The sequence below is a fragment of the Sporichthya sp. genome (assembly GCF_013815995.1).
In the GTDB taxonomy this organism is placed as follows: domain Bacteria; phylum Actinomycetota; class Actinomycetes; order Sporichthyales; family Sporichthyaceae; genus Sporichthya.
This window is the reverse complement of record NZ_JACDFE010000189.1, coordinates 1-8,987: the sequence shown is the minus strand read 5'-3', so window position 1 is coordinate 8,987 and position 8,987 is coordinate 1. Positions and strand designations below refer to the sequence as shown.

Sequence of the window (8,987 nt, the reverse complement as noted above, 5' to 3'; positions counted from 1 at the left end):
GGGTCGGCGTGCGCCGGCATGAACCAGCTGCCGGCGGCGCCGGTGATCCGGTGCGCCATCACGGCGGCCGCGGTGGCGGCCAGGCCCTCGAAGACGACCGGCGTGCGCCGCACGGCTGCGCCCAGGATCACGCCGGTCAGGTGCGGGATCTCGGTGCCGCCGAGGGCCGTCAGCAGCGAGATGGGGTCCTCGTCGGCCTTCTTGACCCGGCGCAGGCTGTCCCGGACCGCGGAGACCATCCGCATCCATTCCTGATCACCGCGCAGGGTGCTGGCGACGGTCTGGGCGTCGGCCTCGTTCACGAACGCGATCAGGGTCGCGGCCGGGATCCGGGCCGCCTCGCTCGGCGCGGCCAGCAGGATCAGATCGGCGCCCGCGTCGGCCTCCGCGTCGGCCAGCAGGGCTCCGGCGGCGAGCGCGTCCCAGACCTCGGTCGCACCACCGTCCGCACGCGCGCCGTGCAGGCTGCGCCCGGCTCCGGCGGCGACGCGCTGGGCGATCTCGGGGACACGACCGTCGTCGGTGAACACCAGGAGCTTGGCGCGGAGCGGCGGGGGCGGGCACTGCCCGGTCACCGCGGCCAGCCACGCAGCGGCGTCACCCAGGCGCCCGAGTGGGTCCTCCCGGCGGCCGCGGAGCAGCTGGACCGCCTCGGAGCGTGCGTCGTCGTCCGGCCACTCGATCAGGCCGGCGAGCTTGTCGAGCCGCACGCTGCTCATCGACCGGACCTTAGGGCACGCCTACCCCTCCGCGGCATCCGCCAGCGGAAGAAGCCTGCCCGCGACCACGAGATAGACCTCGTCCGCGGCCGCCGCCAGGCGCACATTCAGGCGTCCCAGCTCGTCCCGGAACCGCCGCCCGGCCGACGTCGCGGGCACCACACCCATGCCGACCTCATTGCTCACCGCGATCACCGTCCCGGGACTCTCCGCCCAGGCCGTGATCAGCGCATTCACCCGTTCGGCCAGGTCAGCGGGGGCGGTGGTGGCCCAGGCGCCGTCGTCCCAGGCCCCGGCGTCGTCCATCGCCCGGGTCAGCCACAGCGCCATGCAGTCCACGAGCACGACGCCCCCGCCGGCCAGCGCGGGCGCCGGGTCGGCGGTCTCGACGGTGTGCCAGGTCGGCGGGCGCCGGTCCCGGTGGGCGGAGATGCGGGCAGCCCAATCCGGGTCGTCGGGGCGCACCTCGGCGGTCGCGACGTAGGTGACCGGCCCGCCGCCAGTCAGGAGTGACGCGCGGGCGGCCATCGTCTCCGCGGCCAGCGACTTGCCCGACCGGGCGCCGCCCAGCAACAGAACGCGTCGCGGGGGAGCACCGTCGGACATGGCGGCTAGCCTTTCGTACTCGATGGACATTTCAGGGAGCGAACCCATGGCCTGGAGCTGGCGGTACGAGAAGCGCGACGGCGGTGAGGTGATTCCGGTCGCCGGCTCGGTGCCGCAGTTCCCGACCCAGGCGGACGCCGAGAGCTGGGTCGGCGAGGTCTGGCGCGAGCTGCTGGACCAGGGCGTCGACGGCGTGACGCTGCTGGAGAACGGGACGAAGGTCTACGGACCGATGTCCCTGCACCCGACCGAATAGCCGGACAGCGCGACCTACGGCCGGTAGCCCCGCGCCACCTGCGGCTTCGGTGTGCGCATCGAACGCCAGGTCAGCGCCCGCATCAGGGCGTAGGCGACGGCGCCGCGGGTGGACTGGTCGGGGAACTTGCGTCGCAGCGATTTGCGCAGCTGCACGGTCAGGATGCCCGAGTCGAACAGCACGATCATGATCATCACCGAGGACACCGAGCCGCCGATGCCGGCGGCGCCGAGGACCATGAAGACCAGGGCGGCGACCGCGATGGGCATGAAGAACTCGGCCGCGGTGAGCCGGCCGTCCACGAAGTCGCGGACGAACTTGCGAACCGGGCCCTTGTCCCGATTCGGCAGGTAGCGCTCGTCGCCGTTGTTCAGCGCCTCGCGCATCAGCTTCGAGGTCTCCGAGCGCTTCTTCTTCGCCTGCAGGGACGCGGCCTTGCGATCCCGGGGGGCGCGGATCCGCTCGCGGCGCTCGCGCTCGGCCTCGGCGCGCTTCGGGGTCGGCCGACCCTTGCGCAGGTCGACCGGAGGGGTCGTCTCGACCGGCTCGTCAATGGCCGATCCTCGGCCGCGTCGGGTGAACACGAGCCCAGAATAGTCGGGCTAGGGTGAGGCACCCGCTGGAGATCATCTGAGACGAAAGGGCGGCACGCGGCCGATGGGCATGTGGCAGCGAGTCAAGCTGATCTTCAAGGCCAAGGCGAACAAGGCCCTGGACCGCGCTGAGGACCCGCGCGAGACCCTCGACTACAGCTATTCCAAGCAGCTGGAGATGCTCCAGCGGGTCAAGCGCGGCGTGGTTGACGTCGCCTCCTCGCGCAAGCGCCTGGAGTTGCAGCAGACGCAACTGAGCCAGCAGGCGGCCAAGTGCGAGGACCAGGCCCGCCAGGCGCTCTCCCTCGGTCGTGAGGACCTGGCCCGGGAGGCGCTGACCCGCCGCTCCGCGGCGCAGGCTCAGGGCCTGGAGCTGCAGGCCCAGCACGCCGATCTCGCCGCGCAGGAGGAGAAGCTCACCCTCGCCTCGCAGCGGCTGCAGGCGCAGGTCGACGCCTTCCGCACCCGCAAGGAGACGATCAAGGCCAAGTACACGGCCGCCGAGGCGCAGACCCGGATCAACGAGGCCGTCACCGGGATCTCCGACGAGATGGGCGAGGTCGGGCTCGCGATCCAGCGGGCCGAGGACAAGACCCAGCAGATGCAGGCCCGGGCCGGTGCGATCGACGAGCTGATCGCCTCCGGCGCGCTGGACGCAGGTCCCGGTGCGGTCAGCGGTGACGTGGCCGGCGAACTGGCTCGGCTCTCCTCGGCCTCCGAGGTCGAGCTGGAGATCGCCCGGATGAGATCGGAAATCGGCGCCGGCGGCACGTCGGCGCGCAAGGAGATCGGCAGCGACCCGGCGGAAGGCTCGTGACCCGCGGCCACCTCCACGGGCACGTCAGCACGGAACGGGTGATCTGAGTGGCTGCGGATTTCTTCGACGACCACCTCCTCGGGGACGAGACGGCGCTGGCCGGCGCCGATGAGGTATTGCGCAACCTGGCCGAGGCCGGTTCCCGGGTGCGGCACGAGGTCAACGCCTCCGGCGATGCGATGGCCGCGCTGGCGAACACGCCACGGCCCCGCGCCGTGGTCGCGGCGGGTTCGGACGCGCGTCTGCTGCGCGCGGTTCTCGAGCCCTGGTGCCCGGTCCCGTTCGTCGCCTGGCCCGGACCCGGCCTGCCCGGCTGGGCCGGGGCGCTGGACCTGGTCGTGGTGATCGCTCCCGGCGGGCACAGCCCGGATGCCGCCTCGGCGGCCGCCGAGGCGGTGCGCCGCGGCTGCGTTCTGCTGGTCTCCGCGCCCGCCTCGTCTCCGTTGGCCGAGTCCTCGGCCAGCCGCTCCACGGTCCTGTTGCCGACACAGACCGACGACGTCCTGGCAGTCGCCGTGGTCGCCCTGCAGGCCCTGCACACCCTCGGCCTCGGTCCTGAGGTGGACGCCGAGGAGGTCGCCGAGAAGCTGGTCGAGTCGGCTCTGACCTGCTCGCCGCGCAAGGAACTCGGCAACAACCCGGCCAAGGACCTCGCGGTCGAACTGGCGGAGACGGTGCCGCTGGTCTGGGGTGGTTCGGTGCTGGCCGCGCGGGCCGCGCGCCGGGTCGCCGAGGCGATGCGCCAGGCCAGCGGGCGCACCGCCCTGGCCGCCGACGCCGGACACCTGCTGCCGGTGATCCGCGGCGCCGGCGCGGGCTCCGGCCGTGACATTTTCGCCGACCCGTTCGACGACGGACCGGCCGAATTGCGCCCGATGCTGATCGTGCTCGACGACGGCTCCGAGGACACCACGATCCGGATGACCCGTAGCCGGCTCCTGGCCGAGGCGGGCGAGAACGGCGTGCGCCACCGGGTGGTCACCTGCACCGAGGGCGGACCGATCAGCCGTTATGCCGCGCTCCTGACCACCGGCCAGTACGCCGCGGTCTACCTCGGCCTCGGTCTGGGCCGCACCTCGCGCCCCGTCGCCTCCGGCGACTGAGGCTGCGTCAGATCCCTGGCAGGGCGAGCATCTGGTCCAGTGCGAGCTTTGCGTAGCGAGCGGTCTCGGCGTCGACGCTGATCACGTTGCGGACCTGGCCGGCGGCCAGGGACTCCAGCGCCCAGGCCAGGTGCGGCATGTCGATGCGATTCATCGTCGAGCAGTAGCAGACGGTCTTGTCCAGGAACGCGATCTGCTTGTCGGGGTGCATCCTGGCCAGGCGCTGCACCAGGTTGAGCTCGGTGCCGATCGCCCAGGCCGACCCGGCGGGGGCGGCCTCCAGGGTGCGGATGATGTGCTCGGTGGAGCCGACGTAGTCCGCCGCGTCGACCACTTCGTATCGGCACTCGGGGTGCACCAGCACGCTGACGCCGGGCATGCGCGCTCGTACGTCGGCCACGTTCTGCTCGGTGAAGCGGCCGTGCACGGAGCAGTGGCCGCGCCACAGGATCATCTTGGCGTCCTGCAACTGACGCTCGGTCAGTCCGCCACCGGGTTTGTGCGGGTCGTAGACGACACACTCGTCGAGGCTGATCCCGAGGTGGCGCACCGCGGTGTTGCGACCGAGGTGCTGGTCGGGCAGGAACAGCACCTTCTCGCCGCGGGTGAAGGCCCACTCCAGGGCGACGTGGGCGTTGGACGAGGTGCAGATCGTGCCGCCGTGCCGGCCGGTGAAGCTCTTGATCGCCGCTGACGAGTTCATGTACGAGACCGGGACGACGGAGTCCGCCACTCCCGCATCCGAGAGAACGTCCCAGGCGTCCTCGACCTGCGCCCAGGTCGCCATGTCGGCCATCGAGCAGCCGGCCGCGAGGTCCGGGAGGATCACCCGCTGGTGCGGGCCGGTGAGGATGTCGGCCGACTCGGCCATGAAGTGCACGCCGCAGAACACGATGAACTCGGCCTCGGGCCGGGCGGCGGCCTGCTGGGCGAGCTTGAACGAGTCACCGGTGACGTCCGCGAAGGCGATCACGTCGTCGCGCTGGTAGTGGTGACCGAGGACGAATACGCGGTCCCCGAGGGCGGCCTTGGCGGCGGCGATCCGGCCGGCCAGCGCCGGGTCGGCGGCCGCCGGAAGCTCACCGGGGCATTCGACGCCGCGCTCGGAGGAGAGGTCGGCCGGACCACGCGTCAGCAACGTCAGTGGCACCGGGGTGCTGATGCTCACGGCAGTCTCCGTTTCGGGCGGCGGGTCGCGCACGATGCTTGCACAGCGCAGAACGCGCAGGCCGGGGGTTTATCTTCCGGGGCGTGCGTGTACTGATCGCCCCCGACTGCTTCAGCGGGACCCTGAGCGCCCCCGACGCCGCGGCGGCGATCGCGGCCGGCTGGCGTTCGGCTGCCCCGGACGACGAACTGACCCTGGCCCCGCTGTCCGACGGCGGCCCGGGTTTCGTCGACGTGGTCCACACCGCGCTCGGCGGTGACCTGCTGGCGGTGATCGTCACCGGGCCGCTCGGGGATCCCGTCCCGGCGACCGTCCTGCTCACCCCGGACGGCACCGCCTACCTGGAGTCCGCCCAGGCCTGCGGCCTACACCTGGTCCCGGCTGACCGGCGCGATCCGACCCGGACCTCGACCGTGGGCGTCGGCGAGCTGATCGCGGCTGCCCTGGACGCCGGGGCGCGCTCGCTGGTCGTGGGACTCGGTGGGTCCGGCACCAACGACGGGGGAGCGGGCGCGTTGGCCGCCCTCGGCGCGCAGCCGGCGGAACTGCTGCGATCCGGCGGCGAGGCGCTGAGCGGCCTCGAAACGCTCGATCTGTGCGCGGCCCGGGCACGGTTGGCCGGGATCGACCTGCGCCTGGCCTCCGACGTCGACAGCCCGCTGCTCGGCCTGCGCGGCGCGAGCGCGATCTTCGGCCCGCAGAAGGGCGCTACGGCGGATGCGGTGCAGCGCCTGGACGCCGCCCTGGAGCACTTTGCCCGGGCCGCCCAGCCCGGGGTCGGGCTGAACATGTCCGGCTCGCTCGCGATCGCCGCCGGAGCGGGCGCGGCGGGCGGCCTCGGTTACGGATTGTTACTGCTTGGTGGCACGCGGGTGCCGGGGATCGCCACCGTGCTCGAGCTGACCGGCCTGGCGGAGGTTGCTGGCCGGGTCGACGTGGTGGTCACCGGGGAGGGCTGTTTCGACTGGCAGTCGCTCCAGGGCAAGGTCGTCTCCGGGGTGGCGGAGCTGTCCATGCAGGTGGCACGCCCCTTGGTGCTGCTTGCGGGGCAGGTGGAGGTCGGCCGGCGGGAGATGGCCGCGCTCGGGGTGGAATCGGTCTATTCCGTGGCAGAACACGCCGGATCGGCCGAGGCGGCGATGGCCGCACCCGCCGAACAGCTCGCCTCGCTGGCCGCCCGGGTCGCGCGTGGCTGGTCCCGGCGCTGACCTCTTCCACGCTCGGCGGGTGTGACGCTCTGCACAGCCCCGTTGGGCTTCGGGGTCGGGGGGAATGCCGGAACTGGTTCCGTGTGTCAGCATGGGTGAGTCCGCACCTGCGGGCGGGACCCGTACATACGCCAGGAGCGAGCTACATGACGGCATCCAGCGAGACCGCCACCGGTGAGACCACCACCACCATGAGCGGCGTCATCCTTTCGGACGCTGCCGCCTCCAAGGTCAGGAACCTGCTGGACCAGGAAGGTCGCGACGACCTCCAGCTCCGGATCGCGGTCCAGCCCGGCGGCTGCTCCGGCCTGCGCTACCAGCTCTTCTTCGACGAGCGTTCGCTCGACGGCGACGCGGTCCACGACTTCGACGGCGTGGCCGTGGTTGTCGACCGGATGAGCGTCCCGTACCTGGCCGGCGCCACCATCGACTTCGTCGACACGATCGAGAAGCAGGGCTTCACGATCGACAACCCGAACGCCGGCGGCTCCTGCGCCTGCGGCGACTCGTTCCACTAGGCCCTGCAGCTACCTGCAGCTGGGCCCGCAAAACCAGAACGACCACTCGCTCATGCATGAGCGAGTGGTCGTTTTTTGGCCGCGGGACGCCCCGAAATCGACCACCCAGTCATGGAAGAGCCGGTGGCGGGGGCGCGTCGGGCTAGATGTACGGCGGGACGTTGTCGCAGAGGCTGCGGGCGCCGGGGGACACGGCCAGCGGCGCGGGGTGCCAGCTCGACGGCGCCGGCTGCGGCGGCGCGGGGTAGATCGCGGACAGCGCCTGGGCGTCCTGGCACAGCGAGGCCATACCGGGGGCCAGCAGAGACTTTCGCGGATCGGCCATGACGGCCTCCTCGAAGTGGGGGCTTGGCGAGGTTCGCCGGGGGCCACGCTAAGGGGTCACGGGGGCCGGAACCAGGCTTACCTGCAGGTAGCCTGAGCGGCGCGTCGCCCAGCCCGCGAGCAGACCCACCAGCAGCACAGAATCACCCGAGGAGCACCGAGCGTGAAGATCGCGGTCACCGGCTCGATCGCCACCGACCACCTGATGACCTTCGAGGGCCGGTTCGCCGACTCCTTCGTCGCCGAGCAACTGGCCAAGGTCTCGCTGTCGTTCCTGGTCGAGGACCTGGAGGTCCGCCGGGGCGGCGTCGCGGCCAACATCGCCTTCGGCATGGGGTGCCTCGGGCTGAAGCCCGCGCTCGTCGGCGCCGTCGGCGAGGACTTCGAGCCCTACCGGTCCTGGTTGGAGCGCCACGGCGTCGACACCGAGTCGGTCAAGATCTCCGAGCTCAAGCACACCGCGCGCTTCGTGTGCACCACCGACCAGGACCAGGCCCAGATCGCCTCGTTCTACGCCGGCGCGATGAGCGAGGCCCGGGAGATCGAACTGGGCCCGGTCGCGGACCGCGTCGGCGGGCTGGACCTGGTGCTGATCGGCGCCAACGACCCGGCCGCGATGGCCCGGCACACCGCGGAGTGCCGCGAGCGCGGGATCCCGTTCGCCGCCGACCCGTCCCAGCAGGTGGCCTGGCTCTCCGGGGAGGACATCGCCAACCTGGTCGATGGCGCGGCCTACCTGTTCACCAACGAGTACGAGGCCTCGGTCGTCGAGAAGAAGACCGGCTGGACGCAGGACGAGATCTCCGCCCGGGTCGAGGTCCGGGTCACGACCCTCGGCGCGGCCGGCGCCCGGGTGCAGCGCCGCGGCGAGGCGCCGATCCACGTCCCGGTTGCAACGGTGGACAAGGTGCTGGAGCCCACCGGGGTCGGCGACGCCTTCCGGGCCGGGTTCCTCGCCGGCCTGACCTGGAACCTCGGCCTGGAGCGCTGCGCGCAGCTCGGTTCGCTGCTGGCCGCGCACGTCGTGGAGACCGTCGGGACGCAGGAGTACACCCTCGACCGGGCCACCTTCATCAAGCGCTTCGGCGCCGCCTACGGCGCGGACGCTGCGGCCGAGGTCGAGCCGCACCTGCCCGCCTAGGGAACGTGCCCGCCGAACCCGACCCCACCGCCTGGGCGTTCCCGCCGCCGGAGGTGGCCGATCCGCAGGGTCTGCTCGGCGTCGGGGCGGACCTGGAACCGGGGACGCTGCTGGCCGCCTACCGGTCCGGGATCTTCCCGATGCCGCGGGGCAGACGCGGCGCGCTGGGCTGGTGGTCCCCGGACCCGCGCGGCGTGCTGCCGATCGAGGCGGTGCACGTCAGCCGGTCCCTGCAGCGCACCCGGCGCCGCTTCACCATCACCGTCAACACCGCCTTCGACGAGGTGGTCGCCGGCTGCGCCGACCCGCGCCGCCCCCACGGCTGGATCACCCCGCGGCTGCGCCGGGCCTACCGGCAGATGCACGAACTGGGCTGGGCGCACAGCGTCGAGGCGCGCACCGCGGACGGCGAGCTGGCCGGCGGGGTGTTCGGGCTGGCCATCGGCGGCCTGTTCGCGGGGGAGTCGATGTTCCATCGCGAGACCGACGCCTCCAAGGCCGCCGTCGTCGCCCTGGGCGAGCTGCTCGCGCAGG

Annotated in this window: 12 protein-coding genes; 7 read left to right on the top strand and 5 right to left on the bottom strand. The window is 72.3% G+C overall.

Annotation, left to right across the window (positions count from 1 at the left end; translation table 11 throughout):
* Positions 1-719, bottom strand: a 719-nt coding sequence (locus H0X00_RS18215) for a nicotinate-nucleotide--dimethylbenzimidazole phosphoribosyltransferase (RefSeq protein WP_293773674.1), incomplete at its 3' end; no start/stop codon positions are given.
* A 21-nt stretch (positions 720-740) separates the two neighbouring features.
* Complete coding sequence (locus H0X00_RS18210) at positions 741-1,325, bottom strand: bifunctional adenosylcobinamide kinase/adenosylcobinamide-phosphate guanylyltransferase (RefSeq protein WP_293773672.1); 585 nt, start codon at positions 1,323-1,325, stop codon at positions 741-743.
* 46 nt (positions 1,326-1,371) lie between these two features.
* Between H0X00_RS18210 and H0X00_RS18205 the strand changes: the two genes are divergently transcribed.
* On the top strand, positions 1,372-1,581 hold the full coding sequence (locus tag H0X00_RS18205; RefSeq protein ID WP_293773669.1) for a hypothetical protein: 210 nt from the start codon (positions 1,372-1,374) through the stop codon (positions 1,579-1,581).
* A 14-nt stretch (positions 1,582-1,595) separates the two neighbouring features.
* Here H0X00_RS18205 and H0X00_RS18200 read toward each other — a convergent pair whose 3' ends face one another.
* The gene (locus H0X00_RS18200) at positions 1,596-2,165 is read right to left on the bottom strand and encodes a DUF3043 domain-containing protein (RefSeq protein ID WP_293773666.1); all 570 of its coding nucleotides are present in this window, start codon (positions 2,163-2,165) and stop codon (positions 1,596-1,598) included.
* A gap of 73 nt (positions 2,166-2,238) precedes the next feature.
* Here H0X00_RS18200 and H0X00_RS18195 point away from each other — a divergent pair, with 73 nt between their 5' ends.
* Both H0X00_RS18195 and H0X00_RS18190 read left to right on the top strand, forming a co-directional pair.
* Positions 2,239-2,991: a PspA/IM30 family protein gene (locus tag H0X00_RS18195; protein WP_367186687.1), complete on the top strand. Its 753-nt coding sequence runs from the start codon at positions 2,239-2,241 to the stop codon at positions 2,989-2,991.
* A gap of 47 nt (positions 2,992-3,038) precedes the next feature.
* Positions 3,039-4,094, top strand: coding sequence for an SIS domain-containing protein (locus tag H0X00_RS18190; RefSeq protein ID WP_293773662.1), 1,056 nt, complete (start codon positions 3,039-3,041; stop codon positions 4,092-4,094).
* Between the two features lie 7 nt (positions 4,095-4,101).
* Here H0X00_RS18190 and nadA read toward each other — a convergent pair whose 3' ends face one another.
* On the bottom strand, positions 4,102-5,262 hold the full coding sequence (gene nadA / locus H0X00_RS18185; RefSeq protein WP_293773659.1) for a quinolinate synthase NadA: 1,161 nt from the start codon (positions 5,260-5,262) through the stop codon (positions 4,102-4,104).
* Positions 5,263-5,345: 83 nt separating this feature from the next.
* Here nadA and H0X00_RS18180 point away from each other — a divergent pair, with 83 nt between their 5' ends.
* Together H0X00_RS18180 and H0X00_RS18175 are read left to right on the top strand one after the other, a co-directional pair.
* A complete protein-coding gene (locus H0X00_RS18180; RefSeq protein ID WP_293773656.1) occupies positions 5,346-6,470 on the top strand; it encodes a glycerate kinase in 1,125 nt (374 codons plus the stop codon).
* A 146-nt stretch (positions 6,471-6,616) separates the two neighbouring features.
* Positions 6,617-6,988: an iron-sulfur cluster assembly accessory protein gene (locus tag H0X00_RS18175; protein ID WP_293773654.1), complete on the top strand. Its 372-nt coding sequence runs from the start codon at positions 6,617-6,619 to the stop codon at positions 6,986-6,988.
* A gap of 142 nt (positions 6,989-7,130) precedes the next feature.
* On the opposite strand, the gene H0X00_RS18170 is transcribed toward H0X00_RS18175, so the two are convergent.
* The gene (locus H0X00_RS18170; protein ID WP_293773652.1) at positions 7,131-7,313 is read right to left on the bottom strand and encodes a hypothetical protein; all 183 of its coding nucleotides are present in this window, start codon (positions 7,311-7,313) and stop codon (positions 7,131-7,133) included.
* A 162-nt stretch (positions 7,314-7,475) separates the two neighbouring features.
* On the opposite strand from H0X00_RS18170, the gene H0X00_RS18165 reads away from it, so the two are divergent.
* Positions 7,476-8,453 (top strand): carbohydrate kinase family protein, encoded by a 978-nt coding sequence (locus tag H0X00_RS18165; protein WP_293773650.1) that lies wholly within the window; start codon positions 7,476-7,478, stop codon positions 8,451-8,453.
* 5 nt (positions 8,454-8,458) lie between these two features.
* Positions 8,459-8,987, top strand: a 529-nt coding sequence (locus H0X00_RS18160; protein ID WP_293773647.1) for a leucyl/phenylalanyl-tRNA--protein transferase, incomplete at its 3' end; no start/stop codon positions are given.

Bases quoted from the DNA above. Each gene is read 5' to 3' on its own strand.
- H0X00_RS18210 (WP_293773672.1), bottom strand. From the start codon at position 1,325: ATGTCCGACGGTGCTCCCCCGCGACGCGTTCTGTTGCTGGGCGGCGCC.
- H0X00_RS18205 (WP_293773669.1), top strand. From the start codon at position 1,372: ATGGCCTGGAGCTGGCGGTACGAGAAGCGCGACGGCGGTGAGGTGATT.
- H0X00_RS18195 (WP_367186687.1), top strand. From the start codon at position 2,239: ATGGGCATGTGGCAGCGAGTCAAGCTGATCTTCAAGGCCAAGGCGAAC.
- H0X00_RS18175 (WP_293773654.1), top strand. From the start codon at position 6,617: ATGACGGCATCCAGCGAGACCGCCACCGGTGAGACCACCACCACCATG.
- H0X00_RS18170 (WP_293773652.1), bottom strand. From the start codon at position 7,313: ATGGCCGATCCGCGAAAGTCTCTGCTGGCCCCCGGTATGGCCTCGCTG.